The organism is Pseudoalteromonas spongiae UST010723-006 (genome assembly GCF_000238255.3).
Classification (GTDB): Bacteria; Pseudomonadota; Gammaproteobacteria; order Enterobacterales; family Alteromonadaceae; genus Pseudoalteromonas; species Pseudoalteromonas spongiae.
Map to the genome: position 1 here is coordinate 1,862,776 of NZ_CP011039.1, position 15,582 is coordinate 1,878,357.

At 38.5% G+C, this 15,582-nt stretch carries 11 protein-coding genes and 9 tRNA genes; 11 read left to right on the forward strand and 9 right to left on the reverse strand.

Annotated features, from left to right (window positions below; all coding sequences use genetic code 11):
• Positions 1-49: 49 nt before the first annotated feature.
• The 3 genes from PSPO_RS08755 to PSPO_RS08765 all read right to left on the reverse strand — a co-directional run bounded on the left by PSPO_RS08755 (position 50) and on the right by PSPO_RS08765 (position 2,386).
• Positions 50-125: transfer RNA gene (locus PSPO_RS08755), tRNA-Glu, on the reverse strand.
• Positions 126-178: 53 nt separating this feature from the next.
• A tRNA-Ala gene (locus PSPO_RS08760) sits at positions 179-254 on the reverse strand.
• 203 nt (positions 255-457) lie between these two features.
• Positions 458-2,386: a winged helix-turn-helix domain-containing protein gene (locus PSPO_RS08765; protein ID WP_010559818.1), complete on the reverse strand. Its 1,929-nt coding sequence runs from the start codon at positions 2,384-2,386 to the stop codon at positions 458-460.
• Positions 2,387-2,500: 114 nt separating this feature from the next.
• Between PSPO_RS08765 and PSPO_RS08770 the strand changes: the two genes are divergently transcribed.
• From PSPO_RS08770 to PSPO_RS08820, 11 genes are all read left to right on the forward strand, one after another.
• Positions 2,501-3,508: an alpha/beta hydrolase gene (locus PSPO_RS08770; protein WP_010559817.1), complete on the forward strand. Its 1,008-nt coding sequence runs from the start codon at positions 2,501-2,503 to the stop codon at positions 3,506-3,508.
• A gap of 242 nt (positions 3,509-3,750) precedes the next feature.
• Positions 3,751-3,826: transfer RNA gene (locus PSPO_RS08775), tRNA-Val, on the forward strand.
• A gap of 19 nt (positions 3,827-3,845) precedes the next feature.
• Positions 3,846-3,921 (forward strand) — tRNA-Val (locus PSPO_RS08780).
• 19 nt (positions 3,922-3,940) lie between these two features.
• Positions 3,941-4,016, forward strand: a tRNA-Val gene (locus tag PSPO_RS08785).
• Positions 4,017-4,038: 22 nt separating this feature from the next.
• A tRNA-Val gene (locus tag PSPO_RS08790) sits at positions 4,039-4,114 on the forward strand.
• A 22-nt stretch (positions 4,115-4,136) separates the two neighbouring features.
• Positions 4,137-4,212 (forward strand) — tRNA-Val (locus tag PSPO_RS08795).
• A gap of 19 nt (positions 4,213-4,231) precedes the next feature.
• Positions 4,232-4,307 (forward strand) — tRNA-Val (locus PSPO_RS08800).
• A 17-nt stretch (positions 4,308-4,324) separates the two neighbouring features.
• Positions 4,325-4,400: transfer RNA gene (locus PSPO_RS08805), tRNA-Val, on the forward strand.
• Between the two features lie 127 nt (positions 4,401-4,527).
• Entirely contained in the window at positions 4,528-6,147 is a 1,620-nt protein-coding gene (locus PSPO_RS08810; RefSeq protein ID WP_010559816.1) for a response regulator, read from the forward strand.
• 105 nt (positions 6,148-6,252) lie between these two features.
• Positions 6,253-6,633 (forward strand): BlaI/MecI/CopY family transcriptional regulator, encoded by a 381-nt coding sequence (locus tag PSPO_RS08815; protein ID WP_010559815.1) that lies wholly within the window; start codon positions 6,253-6,255, stop codon positions 6,631-6,633.
• Positions 6,623-7,900: a M56 family metallopeptidase gene (locus PSPO_RS08820; protein ID WP_084616570.1), complete on the forward strand. Its 1,278-nt coding sequence runs from the start codon at positions 6,623-6,625 to the stop codon at positions 7,898-7,900. The genes PSPO_RS08815 and PSPO_RS08820 overlap by 11 nt, the downstream gene beginning before the upstream one ends.
• Positions 7,901-7,942: 42 nt before the next feature.
• On the opposite strand, the gene PSPO_RS08825 is transcribed toward PSPO_RS08820, so the two are convergent.
• From PSPO_RS08825 to ligA, 6 genes are all read right to left on the reverse strand, one after another.
• Positions 7,943-8,428, reverse strand: a complete 486-nt coding sequence (locus PSPO_RS08825; protein ID WP_010559813.1) for a DUF2919 domain-containing protein — start codon at positions 8,426-8,428, stop codon at positions 7,943-7,945.
• A 501-nt stretch (positions 8,429-8,929) separates the two neighbouring features.
• On the reverse strand, positions 8,930-9,094 hold the full coding sequence (locus PSPO_RS21640) for a hypothetical protein (protein ID WP_010559812.1): 165 nt from the start codon (positions 9,092-9,094) through the stop codon (positions 8,930-8,932).
• Between the two features lie 876 nt (positions 9,095-9,970).
• A complete protein-coding gene (locus PSPO_RS08830) occupies positions 9,971-12,274 on the reverse strand; it encodes a BspA family leucine-rich repeat surface protein (protein ID WP_010559811.1) in 2,304 nt (767 codons plus the stop codon).
• A gap of 388 nt (positions 12,275-12,662) precedes the next feature.
• Entirely contained in the window at positions 12,663-13,160 is a 498-nt protein-coding gene (locus PSPO_RS08835) for a DUF2919 domain-containing protein (protein ID WP_010559810.1), read from the reverse strand.
• A complete protein-coding gene (locus PSPO_RS08840) occupies positions 13,157-13,501 on the reverse strand; it encodes a DUF3392 family protein (RefSeq protein WP_010559809.1) in 345 nt (114 codons plus the stop codon). The genes PSPO_RS08835 and PSPO_RS08840 overlap by 4 nt, the downstream gene beginning before the upstream one ends.
• Positions 13,502-13,504: 3 nt before the next feature.
• Positions 13,505-15,517 carry an NAD-dependent DNA ligase LigA gene (ligA, locus tag PSPO_RS08845; protein WP_010559808.1) on the reverse strand — a complete coding sequence of 671 codons (2,013 nt, stop codon included), beginning with the start codon at positions 15,515-15,517 and terminating at the stop codon, positions 13,505-13,507.
• Positions 15,518-15,582: the final 65 nt, after the last annotated feature.

Genomic DNA, 15,582 nt, shown 5'->3' on the forward strand with positions numbered 1-15,582 from the left:
GAGCTTTAATGACTCACCCCACTCTTTTAAAACTAAGCTTAAAAGTAAGTGGCGTCCCCTAGGGGATTCGAACCCCTGTTACCGCCGTGAAAGGGCGGTGTCCTAGGCCTCTAGACGAAGGGGACAACATGGTGTTGTCACTAGGACTGGTTATTTATACTCAAACCATAAGAGTTATTGGTGGAGCTATGCGGGATCGAACCGCAGACCTCCTCGCTGCCAGCGAGGCGCTCTCCCAGCTGAGCTATAGCCCCAAACTGCATCCTCAAGAGATAACTCGTGTATCGCTGAAGACGGGGCGCATTTTATGGAGCTAGCAAAACAAAGTCAACATTTTTTTAAGCATAGTGCATTGTTCGCACCATTTTTAATCAAGATGAACACTTGTTCACCAAGATTGTGATTTTTCGACCTGTTTCAACAGCCTAGCTATCAATATTTATACAAATAATTGACGCTAATATAGTCGCATCAAGGAAGATTTAACTGCGATATCCTGATAAAACCAAAATTTCCCTTGTTTTTCTACACCTGCCAATATCGCATTTTCATCTACCAATATTGTTTCAAATTCTGCTGTGCGTGGGTTTATGCGAATTACCATGTAGCCTTCTGCTTTTTTAATACTGGCAAACAAATCTTCACCATCACTCAAAAGATCATCCACCGTATTATCAGGAATCGTTAACAGTGTATTGATTTGCCCTTTTTTATTTCGTTGCTTAATGGTGTTGTTATTTTCAACAAAATAAATATTGCCATTATCATCACCTGTTACACAACTCGCTTGCTCATTACCTAGCTGGGTAACTTCAAACGAATCTAATGACAGTGTACTTGGGTACGTTTTGCCATTAATCAACTGGTGAACCAATAGTGTATTTTGTTGCGGTAAAAATTGCCTAATAAATACTGAATGCGAAAGCGATTGTGTTTGTTTTACCGAGTTACCATTATTAATAACTAACTGCTTGCCCAACGAGTAGATAAATGCGTTATCAGACAACCAAGTAAAACCGTTTAAATGCTGCCCTTTATTCAGCTCGGCTAGGACCGTTAATTCATTATTGCGAGATCGATACAGCGCCTGCTCACCAGAGAAGTCAGATGAAAAAAGTATATCCCCACTGCTATTTGCTATTGGCATTAAATTCGCACCAGCCAAATCAATTCTTTTAAACGTAGTAGGGTTTTCGTTAACTGATTTAAGCACAAGCACTACATTTAAATGTGTGTGTTCAATTAAGATTGCGTCACCGTGTTTATCAAACTGCGCTTGGGTAATCGTTTTGTTCGTTGCATATGGCAATACTTCAGTTTTGCCACGTTCAACATCCAAAAGCATAAGTTGGGTATTCTTGGCTAGTAATAGTTGTAAGCCACTTGCATGCCAATCAAGTGATGTGTAATTACCCACATCTTGAAAAATACGCTCTTTGTTTTTGCTTTCTATATTGATAATTGAAACCGCTTTGCGCATTTGCCCTTCATCAGTCAGTACCGCAACCTTTTCTAGATCTTGCGAGACTGAAAAACTAATCACACCTTTCGCATTTTCAAATGCCGAAAATGCGTGCAACTTAGCGGCTTTATCATCAAATACGGTTATTTGATTCAAATGAGCAATATAAATGCGCTGCCCAACACTTTTAGGCGCCACATTCATTAAATACTCAACACTAAATAACTGGTTTGCTTGTCCCAAATGATTTAACACAAAAACATCAGTACCTTGATGATTGTTGCGCGTTGTAAATGCAGGTTGACCTTTAAACCAAAATGTATGGGTTATTTTTTGCGGCGTGTTAAAAATTTCACTTTCATTCACGCCACTTTTTAACCATAACGCCGATCCTAAGTCGCCCTCTTTAACAAATAGCATTTCATTGGCATTTCTATTTTGTGAAAACGCAAACGCATTCTGTTGTTTGTGTGTCAGTGGTGATAATGATGTGAAGTGCATGGGTACTAAATGTTGCTTTTTATATACATGAGCGACAACCCCCACAACAAAAAACACTAAAACACTTATCGCCAAAAGAAATAGTTTTATCCGATTCCCACTAAATTTTGCGGCCTCTTCTTTTAAGCAATAGCCTTTTTTAGGATAGGTAACTAAATAGTTCGCAGTTGCCGCTTGTTCATTAAGGGCTTTGCGAATAAGTGCAATCGCTCTTTGTATCAAGCTAGCGTTAAAAACTCGCCCCGGCCATACCTGGTTAAAAATATCCTCGCTACTTATTACTTTACCTTGGTTATGATAAAGCAACTCAAGCACTGCCATTACTTTAGGTTCGAGCTCACTTATTCCATTTGTTGTAACAACCTCACAGCGAGAAAAATCAAACTGAAAGGTTTGGTAACTATACTGCTGAGAATCGTGCATAATACGGTGCTGCCCTGACCTAAGTAAAACTTAAGCTATTCTAAAGGCCTGAATCCTTGTGTTTTTTTGTTCAACTGACAAAGTTGTTCGACTTTAACACACAAGGACAATCCAATGAAAACTGCACTTTATTGTTTCCTATTGCTTTTAAGCATAAGCACTTTTGCAGAAGTGAATAGCGAATCTTTCACCTCAAAGGCACTAAATACACAGGTTACTTTTAAGGTAAGTGTTCCCACATCATATGGCACACGCCTGAACCAGTCCTACCCAGTAATTTACGTATTGCATGGGCAATGGGATTTTACGCTTGTTCAATCCATCAGCGATACATTAAAAAATGAAATACCCGAGTTTATTATTGTGCAAGTCATTGGCAAAGGTGAGCAATTGCAACCTAATGACACTAACATAAATGAAAATGCACGCTTATTTAGGCAACACTTCACGTCTGAGCTTATTCCGTATATAAAGAACAATTACCGCACCGCAGATTATTCAATATTAATTGGTCATTCAAATGCGGGGCGCTTTGCGATGAAACAGTTTTTAACAAAAAGCCCATTGTTTAACGATTACTTTATCTTTAGCCCTTCACTTGATGATGGTTATATTGTTTCACTTGCTCAATCGGTAACAGAATTAAAAGCGCACCTGTTTTTGAGCATTGCAAATGAAGGTGAACATATGCAACAACCATTTAATTCGTTGGTTACTATGTTAGAAAAACATCCATCTCTATCGCTCACAAATGAAAAGTATGCTCAATATAGTCACCAATCAAGTAAGGTAATTGCACTAGTTAACGCATTTCAAACACGCTTTTCACACTGGCAAGCCAATTATGAAACAAAAATTGCTGGATTAGCGCCGTTACTCGCACACTATAGTGCGCTGCAAAAGGAGTTCGGCTTTCAAGTATTACCCAGCAAAGATGACCTTATTCGCTTGCTCGCCTATTTCGCAATAAATAATAATGACCAAGAAGTCACCAAAATCTATGATTACTTAATTGCCCATTACTCAACTGCTGCAGAATCAATAACAGAAATCGAGCAATATCTTGAAAAAGAAGGCTACCAAAGCGCAGCTAAACTAATAAATTCATCGCGGTTGCAATAAAAACTCTCTTTTTTGTCGACTGCCAATACAATTTCAAGTGTTAGGCGCACAAAAAACAGCCCAAAAACGAAATTTAAGCGTTAACACTTGCTCTAAAAGCACTCAAGGCGTTTGACATTTATCCAAGTTGTTCATTTTAAGGCCACTTAACACATTTTTGTGAAAACAAGTATTGACTATAGTTGAACTAAATCTATAATAGCGCCCCACAACAACGCAGCAATGTGTTGTGATTCTAAAGCGGGTCGTTAGCTCAGTTGGGAGAGCATCGCCCTTACAAGGCGAGGGTCACTGGTTCAAGTCCAGTACGACCCACCACTTTAGAAATGACTATTTGGGGTCGTTAGCTCAGTTGGGAGAGCATCGCCCTTACAAGGCGAGGGTCACTGGTTCAAGTCCAGTACGACCCACCATTTAGTCAAAGTTTTGCATGGGTCGTTAGCTCAGTTGGGAGAGCATCGCCCTTACAAGGCGAGGGTCACTGGTTCAAGTCCAGTACGACCCACCATTGCAAAACACGTTAATTTAGCGGGTCGTTAGCTCAGTTGGGAGAGCATCGCCCTTACAAGGCGAGGGTCACTGGTTCAAGTCCAGTACGACCCACCATTGCAAAACACGTTAATTTAGCGGGTCGTTAGCTCAGTTGGGAGAGCATCGCCCTTACAAGGCGAGGGTCACTGGTTCAAGTCCAGTACGACCCACCACTAAATTAAAATCTATAATGGGTCGTTAGCTCAGTTGGGAGAGCATCGCCCTTACAAGGCGAGGGTCACTGGTTCAAGTCCAGTACGACCCACCATTATAGAATATCAATATGGGTCGTTAGCTCAGTTGGGAGAGCATCGCCCTTACAAGGCGAGGGTCACTGGTTCAAGTCCAGTACGACCCACCATATTGAACCTACCTCTTATTAAAAAATCCTTTAAAATCAAAACTTATTCACTATTTCAGCGTTAATTTATTGCTACTATTGCCACTGTTTTATATAGTTTAACTATGACCGCGCAGATAGAAATGCGATGAAAAATAAACGCTTATACGAATCCAGTATCTTACTTATAGACGATCAACCATTGGCATTAAGCTATATGAAACAATCGCTTGAAAGCTTAGGCTTTAGTGATATCTCAATTGCTGAAAATGCAAAAATGGCGTTGGGTCTTTGCCAAGAGCATACCTTTAATTTGGTTTTATGCTCATTTAACCTTGGTAAACTCAAAGACGGCTACCAACTATACGAAGAACTAAAAACCAAGCGTTTAATTAAAAACATTTGTGGCTTCATTTTTATTAGTGCAGAAACCGACACTAGCCTAGTACACAGTGTGATTGAGCTTCAACCCGATGACTTTTTAGCAAAGCCTTTTTCATTGAAAGTATTTGGTGAGCGCATTATTAAGCTATTAAAGCGCAAACAGGCATTGGCGCAAATTTACGATTTTATTGATGTTGGCAATGACTCAAAAGCGCTACGCTACGTTAATGAAATGCTGGCAGACAGTAGTAAAAATCACCTATCCCCTATTCTTTTAAAGTTGCGTGGTGAACTATTACTGCGTTTAAAACGCACCGCAGAAGCCATCGACTTCTTTAAATCTGTGCTGAATATTCAAAAATTTACGTGGGCACGTGTTGGTTTAGTTGAAGCCTACATTCAAAACAGTGAGTTTACCCAGGCCAAAAATATTTTAGAGGTTATGCTAACCAAGCCAGAAACCCGCTTAGTAGGTTATCATTTACTGGGTAAGTTAGAGCTGTTTTTAGAGAACTATCAACAGGCGCAACATTATTTGTCGCTGGCCTCTAAGCTAGCGCCGCGCAATATTGAACGCCAAGAAGATCTGATTATTTTAAGCAAATACAATCACGATCATGAAAAGCATTTCCGCGTTAATAAAGAGCTTGTGAAATACGCTAAGCACTCAATGCACGATAAGCCTGACATATACCTTAATTTGGCCCGCGCAGGTATTGATTACGCCCTCACGCTCGACCAAGCCGATATCGTAAATCGCCTCACCCGACAAAGTAACGAGTGTTTATCTGAATTACGCAAACAGTTCCCCGACAGCAAAGCACAAGAACAAATAGATGTGATCAATGCGCGTATTCACTATTTAAAAGATGAACGCTCAAAAGCCATTGCGCTTGTTGAACAACTTGAAGACCAGCCTATCATCCGCTCAGTAGATGATACCCTCGATAAAGCCAAAGCGTTTCATGAGTTAGGCATGCACCACAAAGCGAATCAATTGTTTGCCAAGTTAACCGAGCATTGTGGCAAATACCAAAGCGATAACGCACCTCTAAACGCCTATCTAAAACAAGAGCAACAAGAACGTGATGAAATTCGCCATTCACCAAAAGAATTAAACAATAATGCAGTACATAGCTACGAAAAAGGCAAATACGAAGAAGCGCTTAATTACTTTACTCAAGCGTTTCGCATTATGCCAAAAAACGCCAACATCGCATTAAACTTGTTACAGGTGATGTTAGATACGAAACACCCTGGTAGCCAAAGTCTTAATAAAGCTATGATTTCTCGCTGTATGGACACCATAAACAACGCCAAACTCGACGCGGAGCAACAGGCTAGGCTCGATAAATTAAAACCGATGATAAACAGCGTTATTTAACTACACTTAGCACTTCTAATTTATTTTTAAGTTTCACATTATTGACAAACTCAGTATCAATCTCTACATTTGTAGATGAGAAAACTACAAATGTAGAGATTGAAAATGAAATTATCTGACTCAGAGTCACAAGTTCTCCAAATTTTTTGGCAAAATGGAGTAAATTCAGCACCTCAAATTCATAAAGTAATTGAAAAAATACGACCTGTCTCTTATTCAACAGTCAAGACACTCATTGACCGTTTAGAACAAAAAGGAGCGCTAAGACGCACTAGCAAGGAAGGAAGAACTGTTTTTTATACAGCGGTTGCTGAACCAAAAGTAACGAAAAAGCCTATTGTAAAGTCACTTATCGACCGTATTTTTGGTGGTAAGCCGTCTGAATTAGCAGCGCACATAGTTGAACAAGAAACATTAAATAAGCAAGAAATTGAATATTTGGAAAGCATTTTAGCCAAACGTAAAAAGGAACTTAATGATGATTAATTATATATTGATTAATCTACTGTTCTCTATTTCAACTTTACTGATACATCGATATTGTAACTTATCAGCAAAAGTCGCGGTTCCGCTTCTGTTTGCTGTGTTAATTTCATGGTGTATACCCTATGATTTGCTAGTTAATTGGATTAGTAATTTAAATGCCAACAACTCATTTATGATACTAAGTACTCAAACTAGTAAAACAATAGCCAGCGCTAATAGTTATATATACGATCACAGCCTATCTCTGAGTGATTATCTTTATTTCTTGTTAGTTATTGGCGCACTAACAGCAGCCTATAAAGCATTAAAGTTTATTCTTTGGAGTAATTCTATTCGTTCAATATGTGTAAAAGATGAAGTACTTTCTGAAAATTTTAGACACCCTATTTATCGCACTGCACAACAGAATCCAGGCTTACTAGTAGGGTTTTTAAATCCCATCATATTAATTGATAAAGATTTAAATGAACGTGATTTACTTTCGGTCACTATCAATCATGAGTTAACTCATATTGCATACCGTGACCATATTCTTGTTTTCACTAGTGGCTTAATTTCTTATTTATTTTTCTGGAACCCACTTGTTAGAAAATTAGTTCAACAGACGAAGCTCACGATTGAACAACGCTGTGATGAAAAAACAGCATTGAAGTTAGGCACTAATGAATACTTGATGGGTTTAGCACAACTTATTAAGCACTATCAAAAGCCTGAATCTTTTGCTTTCAACACAACTTTATTTAATTCAAAAAACCAAGGGATCATTCGATTAATCTATTTAAAGGAGAATAAAATGTTAACTAAACTACAAAGATCAATCATCGCGATAATAACGTTAATAAGCAGCATGATTACATCAACTCTAGTACTTGCTCAAGTTGCTCAAACAGGAAATGTTCAGTTGCCAAGACAAGGCGTTGCTTTAAAAATTAAAACAACTTTTCAAGCTGAGGAAGATAGTATTTTTACACAAGCAACAGATGTGCTATCAGATTTTGATAAACAAGTTTCACTTGATGTAAATGATGAATTGAATACAAGCTTTAAATATACAATTACAGATTTAAAACAAACCGCATTAATTGATTTTTACATGTCTATAAATGGAGAAGTTGTTGCAACACCAAAACTTGAAGTTTTATTTGGAAACACCGCTGAGATGAGAATAGATAATCTAATTTCTCTTGAGGTCACACCATCAAGAGCCATGATAAATAAGCCGTCAGTTAGTCAACTTGATCTTTCAATACCCTTACAAACACCTTAATAGTATTAAATCACGAGAAATAGTAGGCTAAATTTAGTCCTACTATTTCGCTTCGTTCTTTGTTTCTGGCTCAGGCCATTCATTAAAATATACACTTAAATAACGACTTTTAAGTAGGTATAGCCCTGCCCAACTGAGCAATACCAATTGCACGGCCAAACCTATTGAGAAAGTATAATATTGGCTTTTTGCCTGCAACAATGACCAGCTTAAGTCCATCACCACATTGGCCAGTAACAACCAGCGCGCATATCGCCAAATAGACTTAGGCCACTGCATTGCATTTGGACGCCTAAATAAATAACGAAAAGTCACCAAAATACTTATAGCAGCTATTGCAAGGGCAACAAAAAACTGTTGTTTTTGTGGGTAGAAAATCGCCATCAAATTTAAATCTTCACGTCGCGATGCTGCTGCAAATAACCACAAAATATAGGGCCTTAGTAGTAGCACCAGCACTAAGATAAAACCTAAAGGCGCACGAAAAAAGCCGTTTTTATCCCAATATTCAGGTCCAAACCGGCTCATACTTGGTTTTTTCTTTATTTGCAAAACGTGAGACCGTAAACCAAATACGTGTTGAGTTGCTTGTTAAGTGCCCAAATAACTAACTTTTGTCTTAGTAATATAAGCTCGTAAACACCAGCTTTCTTTACCGAACATAAATATCGGGTTTATAAAGCCAGCAATATATTAACCGTCACTTGGTATAATCGAACATCGACTCATTGAAAAGATTCTAAGTTACAATATTTTTTTGAAATTGGGTTTCGTACCATCAAGGTTTTCAATTCGAGTAATAATGATTTATTTACCAATAATTTGCCCATAATTAAACAATAGTAGCCTCGCAAAATTAGAGTCATGGATAACCCATGAATGCGATACTTATAAGGTAAACACTAGAATCTGTAAACGCTTCCGTTCCGAAATACCTAAACAGACGCATCGCAGCTCCCATATGAATTACCGCGTCGGGAAAGGAGCTTTATGGGCTATTCAACTAGTTGTTTTTTCTACAATTTTATATTAAGTGTTATCTTTAAGGCCCTTTGGTGGTAGTTCATTTTCACGCTTAACTATAATGCCATCTATTTCTTTGGCTCTGTAGAGGGTAGCGTAACGTTCAATTGATTTTGCAGACTCATAAAGCTTTTCTAAGGTGTATTTATTGAGGTTTATCTTAGATTCCATGTGCAGAGTACTACTTGGCATTTAACGCTTATTATCGAGAATCCCGGATATGTAACTTTCAGACATCACTAAAATTTTGATAAAAACAACAACAAACAATTGATTAATATTAATAAAAAATTTAAAGGCGTTGATGTATACATTTCTAGAAAGAAAGCGAGACCTCAGTTACGACCTATTAAATACTAAAGAGCTTTAAAAATCTAACAATTAATCAATAAGTTGAATTTTATGGGCAAGGTTAAGCAAGAATTAATAAATCTTTTTAATTAGAAGTAAAATCATATTTTGATTAGTTAGCTATTTTATCTTTGCAAATGCGCATACTTTTAAGATATTCAATAAAATTAAAGAACAACCTATATATACATTTTATAAATAATGAGTGTGAACGGGCTTATTCCTCGATGGTTATTTAAATTCAGTGGCAAAATTACTTTAAGAGCTTTAAATATAAGTCGATTCAACTTGAAAATTTGGGTCAATACCCCTTTGTCCATTAATTCCTCTAATTGCTAAAATGAACTTTTGAACTAAAACGATACTTCTAACCCAAACGGTAGGCTATTTTAAAAGTGAAAAATAAAACTGCTTGTAGAGTTTTAGGTTTTATCGTCTGCTTTAATGGGATACCAAAACACGTACATAAAAAGGCATTGCTCGCAACAATTAGTAGTCTTATTGATATGACTTCCGCAAGCAAACCCAGAGTAGAAAAAGTGCAAATAGGGTTCAATTTTTTGCTTAAAGGGTTCTATCAGTAATGCAATTACACTAATTACACTATATTGAATAATAAAAAGTAGAAGAGCCTTAATAAGGCTCTTCTAATATTAACCACAATCAATAAAATTTGATAAATACCATCAAATCCAATCACCTAAGACCTTTATCGTTAATAGTCCAATTGAATGTGTGGATCAACACCTCTCTACTCCTATAGCTTTCAAGAGAGAAAAATTGATTTGCATCTAGTCGAACACCAACCCTTAAGTTTAACTGGGACCATTCCTTTAGTAATTTATCGTAATTTTCCTGTGAGAACGTGTCATTAGAAAGCATAAGCCACATATCTTGAACATTGCTCACATCCCATTTAGAAATATCGCCATTAAAGTGGCTCTCGTGAAACATCCATTTCATCGAAGTCACTTTACCCACATTCCATCTATTAATGTCACCATTAAAATGACTATATCGAAACATTTTTGACATATCCGTCACATTACTGACATCCCACAAAGATATGTCACCATTAAACTGACTAGACATAAAAATTTCAGCCATTACTGTGACATTACTCACATTCCATAGCGATATATCTCCATTAAAGCTCGAAAACGAAAACATACCAATCATATTAGTAACATTACTCACATTCCATTCAGAAATATCACCATTGAAAGGTGTTTTATAGAACATATAGCCCATATCTGTTGAATTTTTCACATTCCATTGAGAAATGTCACCATTAAATGGAGTTTCAAAAAACATACCAGCCATGTTGGTTACATTACTTACGTCCCATTTGGAAATATCACCATTAAATGGGGTTCTAGAGAAAATATTTCTCATATTTGTGACGTTACCCACATCCCATTGGGAAATATCACTATTAAATAAACTGTTCTCAAACAACCCTTCCAAATTTGAAACATTACTCACATCCCATTTGGAAATATCACCAGCGAATGAGCTGTCATAAAACATTTTTTCCATACTTTTTACATTACTAATATCCCACTGCGAAATATCGCCATTAAATGAACTTTTGTAAAACATATAGCCTAAGGAATCAACTTGACTTAGATCGGGTAGACTAGGGGTTATTTGAGTAAGGTTAGGTGTGTATGCAAACGAGTACAGCATACTTTGCCATTCAGTTTCCCCCCATTGGACCACAGACGTTAATCTATGCTCAGCCACCGGATTAGCATTAGTGGGTTTGCGAGAGAAATGAGGGAACTTCCCATGTATAGAAATTATATATTCACCAGGTTCTTCATATGTATGAGTTATTGTATTCATTACATTTTCATTAACTGTTCCATCACCCCAGTCCACTGTATAATTATAGTCATAATCAGTATTGGCATATAAAGTGATATCTAAGCCATGATCGTAAGTAATTTCCCAACGCGTTTTAAATGGTTTAGGCTTTCTAACTATAACGGTGCGTTGCACTTGGGATGTGTTGTTCGCTTCATCTATACCAGTATAAGTAATGATGTACTCACCCACTTTACTTACGTCCACCTCACCTGTAATAGTAACAATCACTTCATCAGTCACGTTGTCTGTAGCAGTTGCGCCCAGCTCTTTATATTCCCCTCGATTAACGATAATTTCGATTATTGATTCACCGTTTAAGACAAGATTTGGAGGTGTTAGATCTACAACTTGAACAGTTCGAGTAATGCTAGCTATATTATTCGATTTGTCACTCGCACTGTAAGTAACGATATACTCGCCAACTTTACTGGTGTTTACGCTGCCTGATATTATGACATTTACATCACTGTCAACGTTATCTTTTGCTACAGCTCCATGTTCTTCGTATTCCCTCTCTAATTCTATAGTGAGAGTTGCTTCACCATTTAAAACAATATTAGGCGGAGTTGTGTCAATAACGTGAACAATTCGTTTTACGCTTTTAGCTGTATTATTTTGTCTATCTTTTGCACTGTAAGTTAGGACATACTCTCCAAGCTTACTTGTATCAACAATGCCGAATATTGTTACGCTTATATCCTCGTCAATATTGTCCGATGCCGTAACACCTAGTTCTTGGTATTCATTCTCAAATTCTACATACAGGATTGATTCACCGTTTAGGATGATACTGGGTGGTGTTGTGTCAACAACCTCAACAATTCGCGAAATACTTGATTTATTATTAGCTTCATCTCTTGCGCTGTAAGTTATGGTGTATTCTCCAACTTTCTTAGTGTCTACGGTACCAGATATCTCAACATAAACATCACCATCAACACCATCGGTTGCTGTTGCTCCTTGCTCATGATAATCAGCTCCCCCTTCAATTGTGATGTGTGCTTCACCATTTAGGCTAATAAGCGGAGGAACTATATCTTTGTCAGCTTCAGGGACTTCGCCCGACCCTCCACCGCATCCTCCTAATACAATGAATGCCAAAGCCAACAATCTTGTTTTTATACTCATGTTTTCCCTTAAATAATACTTGCACATTTAGCACTTGCTAATTCTATTAGATGCCTTCGGTTATTGTTCTAAATAGGCAGCTGATATTGAAATGCTAAATCTACCATTTCAATCGTAAAGAGTTAATAGCTCCTTTAAATTCACGATTTTGATTCCAAAAAAGTTCAATTTTTGATAGTCAAGTAAAGGATAACGACGGGCAAAGTTTTGTATTTAGCATACTGCTAAAAACCCATCAACCTCCCTATTTATATCAAAACAGCGTCTAGAAAACATTCTAACAACTTTTGAAAATCACAAAAGAATCTGTTCTAACCCTACTATTTACTTTTAAAAAAGCGAAAAATAAAGCGTGCTGAAAAACACAAACAGCATGATTAATACAGCGCTATGAATAGTCGTCACTTTTATCTTCGTCGAGTTCTGGCTCAGGCCACTCGTTAAAATATACACTTAAATAACGACTTTTAAGTAGGTATAGCCCTGCCCAACTGAGTAATACCAATTGCACGGCCAAGCCTATTGAAAAGCTATAATATTGGCTTTTTGCCTGCAACAATGACCAGGTTAAATCCATCACCACATTAGCAAGTAACAACCAGCGCGCATACCGCCAAATAGACTTAGGCCATTGCATTGCATTTGGGCGCCTAAATAAATAACAAAAAGTCACCAAAATACTTATGGCAGCGATAGCAAGGGCAACAAAAAACTGTTGTTTTTGCGGGTAGAAAATCGCCATCAAGTTTAAATCTTCACGTCGCGATGCTGCTGCAAATAACCACAAAATATAGGGTCTTAGCAGTAGCACCAGCACCAAGATAAAACCTAATGGGGCACGAAAAAAGCCGTTTTTATCCCAATATTCAGGTCCAAACCGGCTCATACTTGATTTTTCCTATCAGCCAGCACACCAAGAACAACAAAAAGTGAAAAGACTAAAAGTGGCAAAAAGCCTCGCTCGATTTGTTGAAACAATCGCACTAAATAAGGGCTTACAAAAACAATTAAGCTACCAACCCCTATGCCCGTAACAAGAATAAAAACCAAAGTCCGCGCAAAGAAGTTACGCTGACCGATTAAACGTTTTACTGCCTTGTTAAGACTCGCACCATATATCGCGGTTAAGCAAATTAAGGCAATTAATACAATCTGGCTTAGATAAGGTGAAAGCCAAGTCGCAACTTGGCTATTTAATGATGAAAAAAAGCTCACAACTTCTGACATTGGTTACTCGTACTTCGCAAAAAGGACTAGCATGTCATCTTCCGTCAACACATCAACACCTAAGTCTTGTGCTTTAGTGAGCTTAGAGCCTGCTTTTTCACCAGCGACTAAAGCGTGTGTTTTAGCGGAGACACTGCCCGACACTTTTGCACCGAGTGCTTGAAGTTTAGCTTTTGCTTCGCTGCGCCCCATTTGATTTAGTGTACCTGTTAGCACATAAGTTAAACCATCCAACGGCATTTCATCTTGTGACTTTTCTTCGATATCTGGCCACTGCAAGCCAGCAGCGATTAATGCGTCAATCACCTCTTGGTTATGTTCTTCTTTAAAGAAGTAATAAACGTGCTTAGCAACAATCTCACCTACGTCAGAAACGTCCTGTAAGCCCTCTATTGAGGCGTTTTGTAATGCATCAAGGGTTTTGTAATGATTCGCTAAATTTTGCGCTGTCGCCTCACCTACTTCACGAATACCCAGTGAATATAAAAACTTAGCAAGTGTGGTTTGCTTGGCTTTTTCAAGTGCCGCAACTAAATTCTCGGCCGACTTTGGTCCCATACGCTCAAGCGACTCAATATGGCCTTGGCTTAAACTAAATAAGTCAGCTGGAGTTTGGATCAGTTTACGATCAACTAACTGCTCCACTACTTTATCACCTAAACCATCTACATCGAGCGCTTTACGTGAAGCAAAGTGCTTAATCGCCTCTTTGCGCTGCGCTTCACACACCAAGCCACCGCTACAACGGGCAACCGCTTCGCCATCAATACGTTCAACGTGCGATTCACATACAGGACACGCTATCGGAAATACAATTTCTTTACTATTTTCTGGGCGGCGATCAAGCACGACACTTGCGACTTGCGGGATCACATCTCCTGCGCGGCGAATAATCACAGTATCACCAATGTGTACGCCTAGGCGTTCAATTTCATCGGCATTATGTAAGGTGGCGTTAGATACTGTTACACCGCCAACATAAACTGGCTCCAAGCGTGCAACCGGCGTAATTGCGCCGGTGCGGCCTACTTGAAACTCAACATCTAATAAGGTGGTTAATTCTTCCTGTGCAGGAAACTTACAAGCTATTGCCCAACGCGGTGCGCGGGCGACAAAACCTAAAGTTTGCTGAATCGCTTTATCGTTAACTTTGATTACTACGCCGTCAATTTCGTAGCCTAGCGCGGCACGACGAGCAAGAATATCTGAATAATAGGCAAAGGCGTCTTTGGCATTGTCTGCAGTGCGAATCTCAGGGCATACTGGTAAGCCCCACTCTTTTAGCTGCATTAATTGCTCATAATGGGTTGCTGCCAGCTCAAACCCTTCAACTACGCCTGTGCTGTAGGCGTAAAGCATCAGTGGGCGAGATGCAGTAATTTTAGGGTCTAATTGACGTAAACTACCTGCAGCTGCATTACGCGGGTTAGCAAAGGTTTTATCCCCTTTTTCTTGTTGCGTTTGGTTAAGTTTGGCAAACCCTTTATCGTCAATAAACACTTCTCCGCGTACTTCTAAACGCGCTGGAATTGAATCACCACGCAAACGTAGCGGCACGTTGCGAATAGTTTTTACATTTTCGGTAATGTTCTCACCTACCTGACCATCACCACGCGTTGCAGCGCGCACTAATACACCGTTTTCATACAAGATAGACACGGCTAAACCATCGAGCTTTGGCTCACAGCAAAACGCTAAATCACTAGCATCTTTTAGTCTGTCTTTCATACGTTTATCAAATGCGTAAAACTCACTTTCATCAAACGCATTATCAAGCGACAACATCGGTACTTCGTGGTTTACTTTTTCAAATGCAGCAAGCGCCATACCGCCGACTTTCTGACTTGGCGAATCTGCTGATTTAAGCGCTGGATTTGCCTCTTCTAACGCAATCAGCTCACGCATTAAACGGTCATACTCAGCGTCCGGTACCGTCGGATTATCTAGCACATAGTATTGATAATTGTAATTTTCAATTTGTGCTTTAAGTTGGTTTATTTGTTCAGCCGCGCTCACGGAGACTTCCTCTATATTCGTTAAAAAAGCCACCGCAAGGGTGGCTTTTGTTTAAATCTGGTTGT